At 67.4% G+C, this 16825-nt stretch carries 19 protein-coding genes; 2 read left to right on the top strand and 17 right to left on the bottom strand.

Features of this window, described 5'->3' with window-relative positions; genetic code table 11:
- Positions 1 to 67: 67 nt before the first annotated feature.
- A complete protein-coding gene (locus tag ACPCXD_RS19540; RefSeq protein WP_016696333.1) occupies positions 68 to 904 on the bottom strand; it encodes a hypothetical protein in 837 nt (278 codons plus the stop codon).
- Positions 901 to 1740 carry a MerR family transcriptional regulator gene (locus ACPCXD_RS19545; protein ID WP_016696334.1) on the bottom strand — a complete coding sequence of 280 codons (840 nt, stop codon included), beginning with the start codon at positions 1738 to 1740 and terminating at the stop codon, positions 901 to 903. Before ACPCXD_RS19545 ends, ACPCXD_RS19540 begins: the two co-directional genes overlap by 4 nt.
- 140 nt (positions 1741 to 1880) lie before the next feature.
- On the opposite strand from ACPCXD_RS19545, the gene ACPCXD_RS19550 reads away from it, so the two are divergent.
- On the top strand, positions 1881 to 2861 hold the full coding sequence (locus ACPCXD_RS19550; protein ID WP_016696335.1) for a pirin family protein: 981 nt from the start codon (positions 1881 to 1883) through the stop codon (positions 2859 to 2861).
- Positions 2862 to 2916: 55 nt separating this feature from the next.
- Here ACPCXD_RS19550 and ACPCXD_RS19555 read toward each other — a convergent pair whose 3' ends face one another.
- From ACPCXD_RS19555 to ACPCXD_RS19570, 4 genes are all read right to left on the bottom strand, one after another.
- A complete protein-coding gene (locus ACPCXD_RS19555; RefSeq protein WP_016696336.1) occupies positions 2917 to 3675 on the bottom strand; it encodes a 2-phosphosulfolactate phosphatase in 759 nt (252 codons plus the stop codon).
- Positions 3676 to 3715: 40 nt separating this feature from the next.
- Positions 3716 to 4330, bottom strand: coding sequence for a maltokinase N-terminal cap-like domain-containing protein (locus tag ACPCXD_RS19560; RefSeq protein ID WP_088898599.1), 615 nt, complete (start codon positions 4328 to 4330; stop codon positions 3716 to 3718).
- Positions 4331 to 4433: 103 nt separating this feature from the next.
- Positions 4434 to 4838, bottom strand: coding sequence for a DUF1304 domain-containing protein (locus ACPCXD_RS19565; protein WP_016696338.1), 405 nt, complete (start codon positions 4836 to 4838; stop codon positions 4434 to 4436).
- Complete coding sequence (locus tag ACPCXD_RS19570) at positions 4835 to 5293, bottom strand: cupin domain-containing protein (protein ID WP_026061929.1); 459 nt, start codon at positions 5291 to 5293, stop codon at positions 4835 to 4837. The genes ACPCXD_RS19565 and ACPCXD_RS19570 overlap by 4 nt, the downstream gene beginning before the upstream one ends.
- Before the next feature lie 88 nt (positions 5294 to 5381).
- Here ACPCXD_RS19570 and ACPCXD_RS19575 point away from each other — a divergent pair, with 88 nt between their 5' ends.
- Complete coding sequence (locus ACPCXD_RS19575; RefSeq protein ID WP_016696340.1) at positions 5382 to 6446, top strand: helix-turn-helix transcriptional regulator; 1065 nt, start codon at positions 5382 to 5384, stop codon at positions 6444 to 6446.
- Here the strand turns inward: ACPCXD_RS19575 and ACPCXD_RS19580 are convergent.
- From ACPCXD_RS19580 to ACPCXD_RS19630, 11 genes are all read right to left on the bottom strand, one after another.
- Positions 6443 to 7486 carry an ABC transporter ATP-binding protein gene (locus ACPCXD_RS19580; protein ID WP_423660868.1) on the bottom strand — a complete coding sequence of 348 codons (1044 nt, stop codon included), beginning with the start codon at positions 7484 to 7486 and terminating at the stop codon, positions 6443 to 6445. The genes ACPCXD_RS19575 and ACPCXD_RS19580 overlap by 4 nt on opposite strands.
- 65 nt (positions 7487 to 7551) lie before the next feature.
- Positions 7552 to 8271 (bottom strand): oxygenase MpaB family protein, encoded by a 720-nt coding sequence (locus tag ACPCXD_RS19585; RefSeq protein ID WP_016696342.1) that lies wholly within the window; start codon positions 8269 to 8271, stop codon positions 7552 to 7554.
- Positions 8272 to 8278: 7 nt separating this feature from the next.
- On the bottom strand, positions 8279 to 9184 hold the full coding sequence (locus ACPCXD_RS19590) for an oxygenase MpaB family protein (protein ID WP_016696343.1): 906 nt from the start codon (positions 9182 to 9184) through the stop codon (positions 8279 to 8281).
- Positions 9185 to 9207: 23 nt separating this feature from the next.
- The gene (locus tag ACPCXD_RS19595) at positions 9208 to 9762 is read right to left on the bottom strand and encodes an Rv1363c family protein (protein ID WP_016696344.1); all 555 of its coding nucleotides are present in this window, start codon (positions 9760 to 9762) and stop codon (positions 9208 to 9210) included.
- Positions 9749 to 10966 (bottom strand): MlaD family protein, encoded by a 1218-nt coding sequence (locus ACPCXD_RS19600; RefSeq protein WP_423660870.1) that lies wholly within the window; start codon positions 10964 to 10966, stop codon positions 9749 to 9751. The genes ACPCXD_RS19595 and ACPCXD_RS19600 overlap by 14 nt, the downstream gene beginning before the upstream one ends.
- Complete coding sequence (locus ACPCXD_RS19605) at positions 10963 to 12021, bottom strand: MlaD family protein (protein ID WP_423660872.1); 1059 nt, start codon at positions 12019 to 12021, stop codon at positions 10963 to 10965. Before ACPCXD_RS19605 ends, ACPCXD_RS19600 begins: the two co-directional genes overlap by 4 nt.
- 32 nt (positions 12022 to 12053) lie before the next feature.
- Complete coding sequence (locus ACPCXD_RS19610; RefSeq protein ID WP_423660874.1) at positions 12054 to 13220, bottom strand: MCE family protein; 1167 nt, start codon at positions 13218 to 13220, stop codon at positions 12054 to 12056.
- Complete coding sequence (locus tag ACPCXD_RS19615; protein WP_423660876.1) at positions 13211 to 14263, bottom strand: MCE family protein; 1053 nt, start codon at positions 14261 to 14263, stop codon at positions 13211 to 13213. Before ACPCXD_RS19615 ends, ACPCXD_RS19610 begins: the two co-directional genes overlap by 10 nt.
- Positions 14260 to 14484 carry a hypothetical protein gene (locus ACPCXD_RS19620; protein ID WP_145691663.1) on the bottom strand — a complete coding sequence of 75 codons (225 nt, stop codon included), beginning with the start codon at positions 14482 to 14484 and terminating at the stop codon, positions 14260 to 14262. The genes ACPCXD_RS19615 and ACPCXD_RS19620 overlap by 4 nt, the downstream gene beginning before the upstream one ends.
- A complete protein-coding gene (locus tag ACPCXD_RS19625; RefSeq protein WP_423660878.1) occupies positions 14481 to 15554 on the bottom strand; it encodes an MlaD family protein in 1074 nt (357 codons plus the stop codon). Before ACPCXD_RS19625 ends, ACPCXD_RS19620 begins: the two co-directional genes overlap by 4 nt.
- A complete protein-coding gene (locus ACPCXD_RS19630; RefSeq protein WP_026061931.1) occupies positions 15551 to 16825 on the bottom strand; it encodes an MlaD family protein in 1275 nt (424 codons plus the stop codon). Before ACPCXD_RS19630 ends, ACPCXD_RS19625 begins: the two co-directional genes overlap by 4 nt.

Raw genomic sequence — 16825 nt, forward strand, 5'->3', positions numbered from 1 at the left:
ATAAACGCAGGTCACCACCTGTGGAACGGATTCGGTGGACGAAATCGTCGATTTCACCCTCGTCGCGTCAGGCGAGGAGGGCGGCGTCGAGCACTCGGCGCGCCGCTGTGGGATCGTCGACGTGGATCGCGAACCGGCTCACGAGTGCCGGACGGCGGCGGTGTTCGAAGAAGGCCGGCAGCAGGGCCTCGACGGGTTCCGCGAGGATGAGGTCGAGGTTGGTGCCGTCGGGTCCGGGCAGGAACAGCACCTCGCCGTCCACGCCCGTCTCCGTCGGCTGGAAGCGATGGCGCGGGACGCATTGCTGCAGGTTGTCCGCGTCGATATGGGCCACGACCTGATGTCCGGAGCGCAGAACCAGGCCGTCCCGCGTCAGAAGATGCGGGTTGACGACACGATCCGCGAGCCACCCCACGAGGGGAAGAAGCGAGTACACCGACACGATCAGCAACGTCCAGCGCAGCCATTCCCAGGGCACGAGTATGTGGACCACCGCGATCTCGATGCCCGAGGCCACGAGCCACGCGATCGGCACGCTCATCGTGCCGCGGGTGTAGCCGATCGTCGTCACCTCAGGTCCGGCGCCGACGCGACGCCGTCGTATCAGGAACCACAGTGCGCGGTAGCTTCTCAACTCTGCGCGGATCAGGGTCGCGGGCACGCGGCCGACGAGTTCGTCGAGCACCCCTGCCCACGGTGTTCCGGATCGGCGCAGGACTCGGACGCGCAATGCGCCGACGATCAGCACCAGGATCCCGACAGGTAGCTCGAATCCGAGCCAGAACTTCAGCGCGGTCGCCGGGGTGAGGACACCGAACGCGGCGAGGACGGCGTTCGTACAGGCCACCACCACGGTGAGGACGAGGGCGGTTCGGTGGGCGAGCCGGACGGTGCGCTCGGTCATGCCTGCACTCCGTCCTGTGGCGGTCCCGACTGTGCAGCGACGCGCCGGACGAACCCGATTGCAACGGCCTGCTGTGCCGGGTCCGGAAGGAACTCGGCAAGCACTTCGGTGTTCGATTCGAGAGCCGTTGCCGCCTCGGCCGCCCACGAACCGAGCACCTCCACCATGATCGGGATGTCGTCGAGCAGCGCGGTCATGCCCTCGATGACGGCGGTGATCTCGTCGGCCGCCGCGGTGGGATCCTGCCCGGCGAGCGCACCGAAGCGTCGGTAGACGGCGACCATGGCGTGCCGTTGTTCGGGGTCGTCGAGCAGGGTTCGCAGGGCGTCGAGATACTCCGGTGATGCCTGCCCGGTGAGGGCGAGCATCTCCCAGCTGTCGCGTTCGCGCACGAACAACGTCCGGGTGTGCGGGTCGTCCTCGCCGTCGATGAGTTCGTCGAACGCGTCGACGATCGGCGCGGGCAAGGGCGAGAGTCGGTCGCCGGCGCGGTGACGCTCGAGAATCGCGGCGAGTGCCTCACGTTTGACCTGCAGCGTCCGGATCTGAGTATCTGCCGCCTCGAGCAGCGACTCGAGATCTGCGGTGAGGTCGGACTCGGCGTCGTGGTCGTCGCTGTCGGTGACGTGGCCACCGAGGACGGTCGCCACCGAACCCAGTGGAACACCCGACTGGGCGAGCCAGCGGATACGCAGCAGGCGCACCAGGTCGGCCAGTTCGTAGTCCCGGTATCCGTTGGGTGTCCGTGGGGGTTCGGGCATGAGCCCGAGCCGGTGGTAATGCCGGACGGCGCGAACGGTGGTTCCTGCGGCCTGGGCCAAGTCGCTGATCCTCATGGTTTCAGCATCGACCCTGACGCTGCGTCAGGGTCAAGTCGTGGATGCGGCGCACCTCGGGTGGGAACAACCCGAGGAGGACGGCGGTTGAGTGCAGTAAGGTAGTTGACAAATCAACTACATGACCGAGAGGGGTTACCGTGCCCGCCGTAACCGTCGACAACATTCTCGCTCTTCCCCGCGTCGAAGAGCCCGCACCCGACGCGCTCTCGCGTCCTGTCCTGTCGGTGACCACCGCTCCGCACGGCTTCGAAGGCGAAGGCTTCCCCGTCCGCCGTGCGTTCGCGGGCATCGAGACGAAGTACCTCGATCCGTTCATCCACATGGATCAGATGGGCGAAGTGAACTACGCACCCGGCGAACCGAAAGGCACGCCCTGGCATCCGCACCGCGGCTTCGAGACCGTCACCTACATGATCGACGGCATCATGCAGCACCGCGACTCCCACGGAGGCGGCGGCACCATCGGCGGCGGTGACACCCAGTGGATGACCGCCGGCAGCGGCATCCTGCACATCGAAGCACCACCGGAACACCTCGTGGTCAGCGGTGGACTGTTCCACGGCGTGCAGTTGTGGGTGAACCTGCCCAAGGCCGAGAAGTTCGTCGCCCCGCGGTACCAGGACATCGGCGGCGGCGAGGTCGCCCTGCTGTCCTCGGCCGACGGCGGCGCGCTCATCCGGGTGATCGCCGGAGAGCTCGACGGGCACCGCGGCCCCGGTTCGACGCACACGCCGATCACCCTGCTGCACGCCACCGTGGCACCGGGAGCGAGCGTCACCCTGCCGTGGAACCCCGAATTCAACGCGCTGGCATACGTGCTCGCCGGCGATGGCGCGGTCGGACCGGAACACCGCCCGATCCGGACCGGACAGACCGCCGTCTTCGGCAGGGGCGAGAGCCTGACCATCTCTGCTGCCGCGACGCAGGATTCGCGCACCGACGCCCTCGAGGTGTTCGTGCTCGGCGGCAAGCCGATTCGTGAACGCGTCGTCATGGCCGGTCCGTTCGTCATGAACACCCGGGCCGAGATCATCGAGGCGATGGAGGACTTCCAGGCCGGGCGATTCGGTTCCATTCCCGCCGTGCGCGGCTCGGACGAGAAAGACCTGGACCGATAGTTGCGATTCGGGTGGTTTCGACCCCGGAAAGCGAGGTCGAAGCCACCCGAATCGTCTATCCACTGTGGTCCACGAAGCGATCGCCGACGAGCACGGGCACGGTCGCACTCCGATCGACCTCCGCCGCCACGGCGACATCGGATTCGTATCCCATGTCGATCAGCTCCCGACCGGATGCGCATGCTTCCAATGACGAGTTCACATTGCCTCGAACTGCATGCCAGGCGGCCACTGCCATCTCGGCCTCGGTCGACGCGGTCAGTTCCGGACGCCGAACCAACACGTCGGCAAGCACCGCGCCCGCACCCCACAGATCTTCGACGCACGGTCGCAGAGACCCGTCGGGCCACTTCTCGCCGGCGGCGATCACTGCCACGGTCGCACCCTCCGACAGTACTTCCGCGATCCATGCTGCCACCGCAGTGGCATTGCGCAGGCACGCTCCGACGACGACAGTCGACGACGTAGCCGGCAAGTATGCGATCGACGACCCGTTCGGCGAGGGCAGAACGAGGCGATGCAGGTTGTCGGCGTCGCGAACGGTGCGCGGAGACAGGCTCACCTCCCCCGCCTCCGCTCGGCTACGCCCGACCGCCAGGACGGCATCATGTCGCGCGGCGTACTCGGCGGCCGAATCGTCTCTCGCCCAGTACGGCAACACCTCGATTCCACGATCCGCGGCGACCGACAGCGTCGTGGTGAACGACAGCACGTCCACCACGACCGAGATGTCGGAGGCCCCGAGAGCAACCGCTCCGGACAGGCCCCACTCGAAGCGAACAGAAGCATGCGACTGCAGGTGCGCGGGCGTCACGGAGAGGTTGCCTTCGGCGGCATTCGTCGGACGAGGTCGATCATCGGATCGATGCGAGCACACCTCTGCCACCCTTCCAAGCGCCCATCAGGGTGCGGCCGGAAAGCGCTACGCCCGCCGGTAAGTGGTGCACAGCGATCGTGATACCCGCTGTGTCGATGCACGTCCGACCCTCGCCATCATCGGTTACATCGAGTCTCGTGATTGCGGGAACCTCGATGCCCTCGGCACCACTTCCCTGAACCCGAACAGTTCCGGCGACCTTCCTCGGCTCGTCCCCCTCGACGTGGACATACTGTTCGGCTTCGCTTCCGCCGGCACAGATCGTGACGAGCAATTGCCGGATGTAGACGGGATCGGTCGTCGCGTCGTAGACGAAGCGGTGTCCGAGCACCGAATGTTCCGTCTCCCCGACCGATCGACCTTCACGTAGCGGCGCCGAACGGTAGGTCCAGGGCACCTGATAGACGACACCGTCGGCGTCGCGCACGAGGTGGGTTTCGATACCGACCTCACCGGCCGGATCATTGAACCGAAAGGCACCGAGCCGGTCGACGCTGGACTCGCCACCCCGATAGAAGGACGTCCGCGGCAGCCAGTCCCGCAGCAATTCGACCTTGGTGGGAGACAACTCGGCGTCGTACAGGAGAGCCATGCGGTCGACACTAGCGGTGGCTCAGAGCGAACGAACGCCGACTTGGGTGGCTTCACCCCCGCTTTCCGGGGCTCGAACCACCCAGTCGTCGGTCGCGCCGCTTCTACGCGAATGCCAGTGCTACGAGCGCGATCAGCGACGGAACGCTCTGACACAGCGACCCCACCACCCCGGCTCCCCGCGGACGGCTCATCGCCATCCGATCCGAGGCGAACAATGCGATCCCGGCCAGGAACATGAATGTGCACGTGTAGACGACGAGCGTGCGGCCCGGCGTCTCGTGGCCGGTCCACCACAGGATCACCCCGGCGAGCGCTCCGGAGCCGAGGAAGAGGTTGTAGAAGCCGACGTTGAACGCCCACATCCGCACCGGCCGGACGTCCTCGGTCGGGATGCGGAACACGTCCCGGTGGATGCTCGGACGGCGGAAGAGGATCGTCTCCCACACGAAGGCCAGCAGGTGCACCGCGGCGGCGACGAGGGCCGCGAGTTGCGCAACGACGATCATGGCGAGACCTCCTCGGCGAATCGGATGCCGTAACGGGTGGCGATCTGCCCGAACCTGCTCATCAGCGCATCCTCGGGCAGGTACTGCTTCGCCAAGGCGTCGACATCGGTGAAGAAGCCGCTCATCCCGGTCCCGGAACAGACGAGGAGAAAGACCGCATCGTCGGTGAGGACCGAGAAGCTGTTCATCGTTCCCGCCTCGATGGTGAGCGTGTCACCGGCGGCGAGTTCGCAGCCCTCACCGTCGAGCAGGACGAGGATCCGGCCGCGCAGCAGGTGGAAGGTCTTGGGCCAAGGCTCGGAGTGCAGGGGCGGTGGGCTGCCGCAGGGGGCCTCGACCAGCATGAGCTCGTAGGCGTCGCCGGTGTGTTCACCGGACGACAGGACGGTGACGACGGCGTCCGGCATCGACAATCGCCTGCCGGTACCGGCCCGTTCGAGATGAATCGTGGACACATTTGCGACGCTAGGGACCGGGAAGCAGCCGAACCATCCCCTGAATCGGGGATGCTCCCGTTTCCCGGATCCGGCGCATACTGGGCTCATGCTCGAAGTGCGGGCGGAGCGGCTACGCCGCGAGATCCTGGAGTTCGCGGGCACCGGCGCCGGCGTCACCGCACTGCACCAGCGTGCCATCGAACTGGTCGATCGCACCGTACGCAGCGAGCTGACGTGCTGGGCGCTGTTCGATCCCCTGACCCTGGCGTTCGGTTCGATGACCAGTGGGCGCAACCGCATTCCCGGTGAGTACGAGCCACTACTCGCCGAATCGGAATGCGGTGGACACGATCCCGCGACGTTCGCAGACATCGCCCGCAGTGGACGAACGGTGGTGCGGGCCTCGGATCTACCGTCGACCGAACTCGCCCACAGCCTCCGGCACGTTGCGGTGTGGCGCCCACTCGGACTCGACCGTGAGGTGCGGGTCGTCTTCACGGTGGACGGGTTGTGTTGGGGATCGGCCGGTTTCGTCCGATCGGGACCGGACTTCACGGATCGGGAGCTGGAGTTCCTGACGATGGTCGCGCCGGCGGTGGCGGCCGCGACCCGGGCGGCCGCCGTCCACACCCTGCGCGCACGCCCCGGAGCCGATCCGGGACCGGCCGTGATCGTGACGGATCCAGCGGGTGAGCCGGTCGCATCGACGGTCGCGGCGCGGGCATGGGAGGAGCGGCTCGCCGGTCCCGTGCGATTGGCACTGCTGTTGCGGGCGGCAACGTTCGGAGCTCGGGCGAGTTCGACCGGAGTGTTCCGGGCGCGTATCCGCAACGAGGGTGGAGGCTGGATCGTCGTCCGTGCAGCGCCGTTGAGCACCGACGGCGACGAATCCCGCACGGCGGTCACCATCGAACCCGCGGCCGACAGCGAGCTCACAGACATGCTGTTCGCCGCGTACGCGCTGACCGCCCGCGAGTGCGAGGTGTGCACCGACGTGCTGAGCGGACTGTCGACGGCCGAGATCGCTCGGCACCGGGGCATCACGCCGAACACGGTGCACGACCACCTCAAATCCGTCTATGCGAAGACGGGAGCGGGTAGTCGCGCGGAACTCGTCGCTCGGTTGGCCGGCCGGCAGATGCCCCGGCCGTCGCTGTCGTCCCCTATCTAACGCAGCACCACCGGGATCAGTTCGGTGGGCGCGTCGGACCCCGTGAACGCCGTGGTTCGACGCTGAGAATCCATGTCCTCGAGGATGGCGCTCTGGGCGGCCGGGGGCAGAGTGTGCAGGATCGAACGCACCCGCTCCTGCCGACGCGCCACCGCCTGCCGCTCCGGCATCCCGGGCGTCGCCTGCATCTGCGGCACGATCCCCTCGACATCATCGACACCACCGGCATGATGACCCGCCTCGACGAGCGCCTGCTCGTGCGCCATCGTCGCCTCGTCCTTCTCCTCCGACATCCCGATCGGACCGATCATCGTGCCGTTGAGGAACTGCTTGACCACCGGCTCATCCGAGGTCAACAACACCTCACGCGGACCGAACATCACCAACTGCCGACGGAACAACATCCCGATGTTGTCCGGCACCGTACGCGCCAGATTGATGTTGTGCGACACGATCAGGATCGTCGCATCGATCTCCGCATTGATATCGATCAACGTCTGCGAAATGTAGGTGGTGCGCACCGGATCGAGACCCGAATCCGGCTCGTCGACCAGGATGATCTCCGGATCGAGCACCAACGCGCGGGCCAGGCCGGCGCGCTTGCGCATCCCCCCGGAGATCTCCCCGGGCAGCTTGTCCTCGGCGCCGAGCAGACCGACGAGCTCGAGCTTGCTCATCACGATCTGCCGGATCTCGGACTCGGTCTTCTTGGTGTGCTCGCGCAACGGGAAGGCGACATTGTCGTAGAGGTTCATCGACCCGAACAACGCCCCGTCCTGGAACAGCACCCCGAACAGCTTGCGGATCTCGTAGAGCTCCTTGCTCGAGCACTGCAGGATGTCGGTGCCGTCGACGACGATCGAGCCCTCCTCCGGGCGCAACAGACCGATCAACGACTTGAGGAACACCGACTTACCGGTACCCGACGGACCGAGCAGCGCACTGACCTCACCGGCCGGCAACGTCAACGTCACGTCCTGCCAGATACGTTGCGAGCCGAAGGACTTGGTCAGCCCCTCGACGGAAACCTCGACTCCCACACTTACCTCCTGATGGACCCGACGCGGTGCCGGGTGATGATCCGTTCTGTCGATCCGCGGTGCGGTTACCGCGTGATCGGTCCTCGACGCAGGCGCCGGTACGTCGCATACGCCGTGAGTGCGCGTCGATCGGCGGCGCCGACGTCGACCTCCCACAGCGTGCGCGCGGCCGGGTGCAGCAGCGCGCGGACGACCCGGGCCGGGATCCCGCGCTGCACCCAGTCGCGGGGCCGCAAGATCTGGTCGCGGTAGCGGTCGCCGCTGGGTGTGCGGGCCAGGACCGAGGCGCAGGTGTCGTCGAAATAGTCCGTGAACTCCGCCCAGTCCTGCGGCATCCGCCGATCGGAGATGCCGTAACGCCGGTACCACGCGCAACTGTCCAGGTAGAGCGCCTCCTTCTCCCCCACCTCGAGGCGACGGACGAAGACGTCGATCATCGTCACGAGCGTGTCGACGTAGGTCGCGTGCTGGAAGAAGAAGACATCCGGGTCGAGCGCGTGGTACCGGCGGCCGAGGTCGTCCGTTCCCTTCACGTCCTCGTGCGCGAACCGGACGATCGGGCGGATGTGCCGGTCGTCGTAGGCGGCACGGACGAGCACCGGCACCGTCCGGCGTTTGTGCAACCAGAGCCGGCGCGGCGTCCGCGAGTGGTCCATGCCCGCCGCGATCGCCGGATGCAGCATCTGCAGCGCCACCGCCCGCGGCAGGGCGAGCAGGAAACGCCGGTCGTGCAGGTAGCGCCGCAACAACCCGTCCGGGTCGATGTCGGTGTCTGGAACGGTCATGCGCCTGTCAGATCAGATTGCGACCGGACTTGACGCGGCGACGCAGATCGGCGACGAGCGCTTCGCTTCCGCCGTGCCGCAGGAAACGCGGGATGAACCGATTGACGAACGAGACGAACACGAACAAGTGCTCGTAGCGTCGGCGGTCGGCTTCGCTCCATTCCAGGTCGAGCGCTTCCCGGAAGATCGGGGGCAGGCTCCCGATGGTGAGGAAACGCAGGAGATTCCGGAACATCAGGCGCATCGGCCAGTTGATCATCTTCAGATCGACCAGGTCCATCAAGTACGCCTTGGTGGTCTCGTCGAAGACGACCCGCTCGCAGGCGATGTTCCAGTACCTGTCGAAATCGGCCCGCGTCGCGGGCCACATGTCCTCGGTGACCTGCAGGGTTGTGCCGAGGGTGGAACCGGTGCGGTAGAACTCCTCGAGCTGCTCGTCGTCGAGCTTGCCGTGCAGCAGCTGGTACATGTCCTCGATGCCGATGTACAGGCAGGCAGCGACCCACAGCTGCAGTTCGCGGTTGAACGCGTTGTACTTGACCGGGCTGTTCTCGTCGGATCGCACGAACCGGTGGGCACCGTTGACGGCCTCGCGGTAGGCCTTGCGGTCCTCGTCGTTGCCGAGGATCGCCACAGCCAGGTAGGTGGCGGTGGTGCGGGCCCGCTTCCACGGGTGCTTGACCAGCGAACCGGATTCGACCTTGCTCTCCATGACGCCGTACGCCACCTCGGGCCAGCCGAGCTGCATGATGACGTTCGCGGCGGCCCCGGCAAAGGACCAGAAGTCGACGGCGTCGGACACCTTGTGCTGCTTGCGACTCCACCGGTTGGGGCCGCTGGTGATGGCGATACGGGTCCGGCGCGAGCTCAGTACCGGTTCCCGGTCCAGGTCGTCGAGATAGGGAGTGGGCATCGCGTGTCTCCTCGTGGTGTGGGTCAGAGTGTTTCGACGTTGTCGACGAGCCAGCGGTCGTCGATGCGGACCAGGGAGAACACCATGCGGAAACGCGAGGTGCCCCCGTCGGGCGTCGAGACGTTCGTGGCGTTCTGGTCGGCGAAGACGAGCACCGTGGCGGTGTCGCCGTCGGCGTGCTCGGCGGCTGCGTGCAGCGCCTGCGCTTCGGCGCTCCCCTGTCCCTCGGTGACGAGTTCACGCAATGCGTCGACCATCGATCCGTAGCGTTCGGCGAAGGCCGGCGTGGACATCTCCGCGATCCGTTCGCGGTTGGCGTCGAGGTTCTGGTAGTCGAAGGTCGACATCACCACGGCGTACTCGCGCGCCAGTGCCACCGCCTCCTGTGCGGCCTGCTCGTCGGTGCGGTGATCGACGAGGACCACGACGAGTGCTGCCAGCATCACGAGCAGAGCGTTGATCGAGAGGACCAACGCGACCACCAGCCCGCGGGGCTTCGACGAGCGTCGTTCGACGGTCGTGGACTCTGGGACCGGAGCCTTGTCGAGGACTGCCGTACCGGTGTCATCGTGTGCCATGGGTGTTGCCTTCCAGCAGACTCTTCCAGAAGTAGAGCAGTTCGGTGCCGCTCGGGATGAGGACCGGATCGGCAACGACAGGCGGTCCGATCACCGTGCCCGGGATGGTGCCTCCGAGCCCGAGATCGTTCGGACGGGGTGCGTTGCGGGAACCGCGTTGCTCGAGGTCCTGGCCCGGCGGGCAGTAGTAGTCGAGGTTCGGTTCGATCGGGGACGTGTCGCCGAGCGCGCGACGGGGATTGTCGTAGTAGCAGGCCGGTCCCTGCGTAGCGATCAGGGCGAAGTCCGCGCGGTCGCCGTGCACGATCGATTCGAGTGCCGCCAGGCCGCGGGGAATCGCGTCCAGACCGGTGCGCAGCGCCGCGGACCGGTCGGAGATCACCGGACCGACCGCGCCGAGGTTGGCGAGCACCGCGGAGAACGACTCCTGGTTCGCGCCGATGGCCTCGTCGGCACGGCGCATCGCGTCGGGGCCGGTGGCCATCATCGAGGCGATGCGATCCTCGTTGGCCTGCAATGATTCGGCGACGGTCCGCGCCGACGCCATCCCGTCGACGAACTCGGTGGAGTTCTCGGCCATGGTGCCCGTCAATCCGGCTGCGCGATCGAGCAGTTCGGCGAGGGCGGGCGCGTCCTCGGCGAGCTGCGCGGAGATCCGGTCGGCGTCGGTGACGAGACGGGCCAGGTCGGGTCCGAGTCCTTCGAACGCGCTGCCGAGCTCCTGACCGACGGTCGAGATCACCGCGGGGTCGATGGTTTCGAGCAGATCGGCGGTGTGGGCGAGGGTTTCGGAGATCTGGGTGGGCTGCTCCTCGGCGGGCATCGTGATCTCGTCGCCGTCGGTGAGATAGGGGCCGTGGTCGACACGCGGGAAGATGTCGACGTTGAGCATGCCGGCCATGGTGCCCTGGGTGATCTTGGCGTAGGAGTCGACGGGGATACGGGTATCACCGTCGAGCGCGAAATCGAGGCGGGCACGCCGGGTCTCGGGGTCGAATCCGATACCGGTGACCATGCCCGCCTGGACACCGCGATAGGTCACGACGGTGCCCTCGCCGACACCGAGGGCGTTGTCGACCGTGGCGTGGATGTTGATGCGGTCGCCGACACCGGTGGGTCCGACGATGTAGTAGATGCCGTAGGGCACCACGGTCAGCGCGGTGATGACGAACAGGACCAGCTGGACGACGACGATCTTCTTCATCGCTCCCCTCCGAGCAGTTCTTCCAGCGAGGCCGGTGCGGACGCGTCGTCGAATCCGGTGAAGTCACCGGTGAAATACCCGCCGGTGAAGATCGTGTCGAGGCTTTCCGGGATCTCCAGGGCACCGTCGAACACCAGGTAGTCGCCGCGGACGGAACTGTCGAAGGCGGCCATGAAGGCGTTCATGTTGGCGAGGGCGGTGCCGATGCGGTCGTTGAACGACGCAAGCGTGGCGGTGATCGTGTCGGCGTCGCGCAACAGTCCGCCGGCCCCGTCGGGGGTCGCGGCGGTCAACTCGTTGACGTTCGCCGCCAGGCGCGTGGTGGCGTCGAGCAGGGAGGCCATACTCTCGCGTTGGGCCACCAGGACATCGACGGCGCCGGCGGTTTCGACGAGATAGCGGTCGAACATCTCCTCCTCCTCGACCATCCGTCGGGTGACGTCGGCGGCGAGCGTCATGGCCTGGTCGAAGGAGGTCTGTTCGTCGATCGCGCGGGTCATCATCTCGGTGGCGGTGTCGGCGAGGGCCTGGACGCTCCCGGATCGGCCGTTGAATGCGACGTTGAGTTCGCGCACGACGGTTTCGAGTTGGGTCAGTCCGCTGCCGCTGACGACATTGCCGAGCGCGGCGAGCATCGTCTCCACCCGGGGACCGAGGTCGACGTTCTGCTCCGATACGACGTCACCGTGGGCGAGCAGCGACGAACTCGGGTTCGGAGGCGGGACGAGTCGCAGGTACGGGCTGCCGAGCGCGGACGGGATCTCGACGGAGACGAGGACATCGAACGGCACCTCGAGGTCTTCCTCGAGCGAGACCCGCACGTCGGCGCCACCGGGTGCGGTGTCGAGTCCGGCGACGCGGCCGACGATCTGCTGGCCGTAGCGCACGTCGGCGCCGAGGACCAGGCCGTCCGCGGACGGCAGTTGCACGGTGACCTCGAAGTCGCCACCGCCGATGGAGCGTCCGACGGGAAGATCCTGGATGCCGTAGCCGCATCCGGACACCACCGTCGCGCAGGTGAGAGCGGCACCGACGAGGGCCAGGACCCGCGTCACGGAGTGACGAGGTGACGCTGCAGAAGCTGAGCTCACGGGTTACCTCCTGGTTGTCCACCGGTGACCGCGCTGACGATGCCGAGCGGATCCGAGGCGCTGATCGGGAAGGAGATCGGGTTGGTGAAGCCGGCTCCCGTGCACAGCGGGAGCGGATGTTCCGCGCACAGCGGGGCCGCGACCGCGAACTGCGTCAGCGCGGTGGAGATGTTCAGACGGATGCGGCCGCGACCGTCGGGGCCGATCGTGTCGGTCAGGTTCTCCATCATCAGCGGGACGAGGTCCATGAACTCGGCCAGACCCTGAGGGTTCTCGCCGAGGGTGTCGCCGATGACCTTCAGGTTGTCGGAGATCGCACCGAAGCTCTCCTGGTGCTGCGCGACGAAGGTGTCGACCTCGTCGAACACGACCTGCAGTTGCTGCAACGGCTCGGTGACGTCGAGATCGCTCTCCTCCCAGACCCCGGCGAGCGCGCTGAGATCGGTGACCATGCTGTCGAGACCCACCGACCGTTCGTCGAGGGCGCGCAGCAGTGCCGAAAGGTTCTCGACGAGCAGTGCGAAGTCCTCACTGGATGCCCCGACGACGCCCGTGGCGGCGGCGAGATCGGCGATGGCGTCGTGGAAGGCCGCGCCGCGATCCTCCCACACATCGGCTCCGCTGGTGAGGACGGCGCCGAGGTCGGCGTTGTCCGGTCCCATCGTCTCGATGATCGTGGACAGGCTGTCGAGCATGTTGTCGATGTCGATCGGCGAGTGGCTGCGGTTCTTCGGAATCACCCCGCCGTCGGCGAAGGTGGGACCGCCGTCGGCGAAGGTGGGACCGCCGTCGGCGAAGGTGGGACCGCCGTCGTAGGCGGGCCCCAGTTCGACGTAGCGTTCGCTGATGATCGCGGGGCTCATCACGTAGGCGGAGACGTCCTCGGGGAGGGTCACCTCGTCGGGGACGGTCATCGTCACTCTCACGGACGTTCCCTGCGGTTCGATGTCGGTGACGGTGCCGACCTCCACGCCGAGCACGGCGACGGTACTGCCCACGTAGATGCCGTTGACGTATTCGAAGTCGGCGTGGACGGTGTGACTGCGGTCGGTGCGGCCGAAGACGTACCACGCGGGCAACGCGATCAGAAGGAGTAGGACAAGGGTCGCCGCGACGATCTTCTTCCGTCGCGAGGTTCTCGTCGGTGTCGAGGTCACCGGCATTCTTGCATCACTCCGATCGCGCAGAGAAGATTGTCGGGAAGGACCGTGGCGGGGGTGACGACGTCCGCCCACGAGCCGTTGCCCGTGGCATCGGTGACGGTGCGCAGGGCTGGGGGCAGGCGGTCCATGAGCAGGCCGATCCGGTCGGCGTTGCGCTGGAGGGTCCCGGAGACCTCCACCAGGTTGGCGACGAGGCGGTCGGCGTCGCCGCGGTTGGCGGTGAGCGTCTCCGACATGGTCGCGATGACGACCCGCAGGTTCTCGACGAGCCGGGTGAGTGTGTCCTTGCGGACGACGAGGGTCTGCACGAGGGTGCGGGCGTCGACCGCGTTCTGCACCAGGATGTCCTGCTGGTCGACCGCCATCTCCGACAGTTTCCGGGCGGTGTCGAGGAGCTGGTCGAACTGTTCGCCGTGCCGGGAGAACGCGGTCGAGGCGGCGCTGATACCGGTGAGGGCACGTTCGAGCTCGTCGCTCTCCCGCGGCAGCACCTGCGACAGGGTGCTCATCATCTCGGTCATCGCGTCGAGGTCGAGGTCCTCGGCGACCGCGTCGGCGCCGGCTCCGATCTTGTCGAGCGAGTAGGGAACGGTGGTGCGGGCCAGCGGGATCCGGTTCGCTCCGTCGTCGACCCCGGCAGGACGGAGATCGAGATACCGCTTGCCGAGGACGGTTTCGAGCCGGACCGATGCGGTGGAGGTGTTGCCCACGGCGCGCTGCTTGTCGAGGCGGAAGTCGACGTCGACGTGGGTACCGGCGAGCCGGATGCCCTCCACGCGCCCGGCCGGCACGCCCGCGACGTAGACCGGATCGCCGGTGGCGAGTCCGGCGGCGTTGGCGAACTCGGCCGTGTACGGCTCGGTGCGCACCTGGTACCACACCCGCGGAAGTCCCACGGCCGCACCGAGTCCGACGACGAGGACGAAGATTCCGATGGTGCCGAGCACGAGCGGCATGTGGGTGGTGTTCTGCCGTCGGCCACCACCGAACAGGAACTCGAGGGCACCGACGAAGACGTCGATGAGCTTGACGAGGAACATCATCGGGTGAGTGCCCCTCCCCCGGCTGCCGAGGCTGCGTCGCCTCGGAGGACGTGGACGAGATCGTCGATGTAGGCGATGCCCACCGCGACGAGCGAGACACCGGCGACCGCCACCACGACGACGACCGTCCAGGCCGCGAACTGGGGCACCCGGCCGATGCGGCCACCGAGTGCGGTGACGAAACGCACGAGCAGATCGATGATTCGGGTGAGGGTCATCATGAGCACACCGGCGAATGGGTCGGGCCGAAGATGTTCACTTCCGCGTCGCCTGCTTTCAGGGTGAAATTGCAGAGATAGAGACTGATGAAGCTGCCGTACTGCCCCGTGTGGTTGATGTTGTCGGCGAAGGCGGGCAGGCCGGCGAGCATGCGCTCGAACTCGGGTGTCGACGCGATCCACTGGTCGGTGACGGCGCCGAACTGCTGCAGGCTGCGGGTGAAGGCGCCCTGCGAGTCGGCGATGGTGTCCGCCAGTGCGGACACGCTCTGCGCACCGGTGTCGAGGAAGGCGGCCAGTTGCTGCCCGTCCCCCACCACCGAGGCGCTGAGCGCGGCCAGCCCGTCGGTGAGGTCGCGCAGTTCGTCGTGCCGGTTGTCGAGCGAACCAAGGATGCGGTTCATGTTCGTCGTGACCTCGCCGAGGATGTGTTCGCGGTCGCCGAGCTGCGTCGACAGCACCGCCACCCGGTCGAGGAACCGGGCGACCGCGTCGTCTCGGCCGTTGAAGGTGTCGACCACGTTCCGGGCGAGGACATTCACCTCCTGCGGGGGCAACGACTCGAACAGGGGCCGGAAGCCGTTCATCAGGGCGGTGAGGTCGATGGGCGGGGTGGTCTGCGAAACGGGCACCACGCCTCCCGGTTCGAGCACCTCGGTGCCGTCGGATTCGGCGGGCACCCCCGCCTCGGTGCCGTCGGATCCGGCGGCGACCCCCGCCTCGGGCAGGGTGAGCGCCACATAACGGGCGCCGAGCATGTCGCCGTACCGGACGGACGCCTCGACGTCCTTCGGGAGGGTGCGTCCGCGTTCGACCTCCACGGTGACGCGGGCGAGCGCGCGACCGTCGTCGGTGTCGGCGACGTCGACCGCGTCGACCCGGCCCACCCGCACCCCGGACAGGGTCACGGGGTTGCCGGGGTTGAGCCCTTCGACATCGGTGAACTCGAGGACGTAGTTGTCGCTGGCACCCCGCACCGGCACGGCCAGCGCGTTGTAGACGAGGGTGCTGCAGACGACGCCGATGGTGCAGTAGCCGACCAGGGTCGAGACCTGGAGTCGTGTCAGTTTCACGGAATCCGTACCTCGCTTCCGCGGAAGAGGGGGGCGAGCAGCGCCGTCACCGCGGCGTGCGGTCCGGTCGGCTCCGCCGTGTCCTGTTCCGCCGGCGCCGCGGCGGGCTCGCCGCGCAATTGCTGTTCGAGAAGTTGCAGGGGGCCGGCCTCGGCGGCCGCGTTGATCACCGGCTTGGCGGCACTGTAGGAGCCGTTGCCGGGACTGTTGCAGTTCGCGCCGGTGAGGGACCCGTAACTGGGGCAGTCCGCAGCGGTGTAGGGCAGCGGGCCGGCGAAGGTCGGGACGGCGGTGATGTCGAACCGGCCGCTGCCGAAGACCCGGGCACCGGCGGCGCCGAAGGTCTCCGCGTTCGCGAGGGTGGCGTAGAGGCCGTCCGGATCGGCGCCGGTGGTCGCGAGGATCGTGCCGATCGAGTCGGTGACCGTGATCATCGTGTCCAGTCGGGGGCCGGTGAATCCGTCGACGGAGGCGGCGAGCAGAGTCGCCGCTCCCATCGTGTCGGCCAGGTCGCCGCGGTGTTCGACGATGGCCCGGGAGACCTCGGTCGCGGCGGAGAGCATGCCCACCATATCCGGGGTCGCGGTCTGGAGCGATTCCATGACCGTGACGAATTGCGGTGTCGCGTCGATGAACTCGTTCAGCGACGGAGTGAGCTGGTCGGTGGTCGCGGCGAGCCGGTCGATGGTGCGTCCGATGGTCTCACCGTTGCCGTCCAGGGCGCGCCCGAGCGCGTCGAGGGCCTTGGCCATCTCCTGCGGCTGCATCTGCTCGAGCACACTCGACATCCGGGTGAACACGTCGTACATCGCGACGGCCTCGGGGCCGGTGTCGACGGCGATCGAGTCGACGTCGGCGAGGGCGACCGCCTCGGTGCGCGCGGAACTGCCGCGCGCGGCATTCTCTTCGGCCGGATCGGTCACCAACTCGACGTAGATGTCGCCGAAGAAGGTGCGGGGCACCACGCGTGCCAGGACGTCGGACGGGATCGTGCGGGAGGCATCGATGTCGACGGCCAGTCGCACCCGCGATTCGGTGGCGCCGGCTTCGATCGAGGCGATCCGGCCGATGTCGACGCCGAGATACCGGACCGGTGCTCCGGCGTTGACCAGGCCGACTGCGGAGGGCACCTCGACGAAGACGTCCTCGGTCCGATCGAGCGCGCCGGTACCGCGCAGCACCATCACCGCCGCGACACCGAGGGCCACGGCGAAGGCCACAGCACCCCGGACCAGATAATTCAGTCGTTCGCGTGAACTGGGACGGTCCAC

Source organism: Rhodococcus sp. AB351 (assembly GCF_049538275.1).
In the GTDB taxonomy this organism is placed as follows: Bacteria; Actinomycetota; Actinomycetes; order Mycobacteriales; family Mycobacteriaceae; genus Rhodococcus.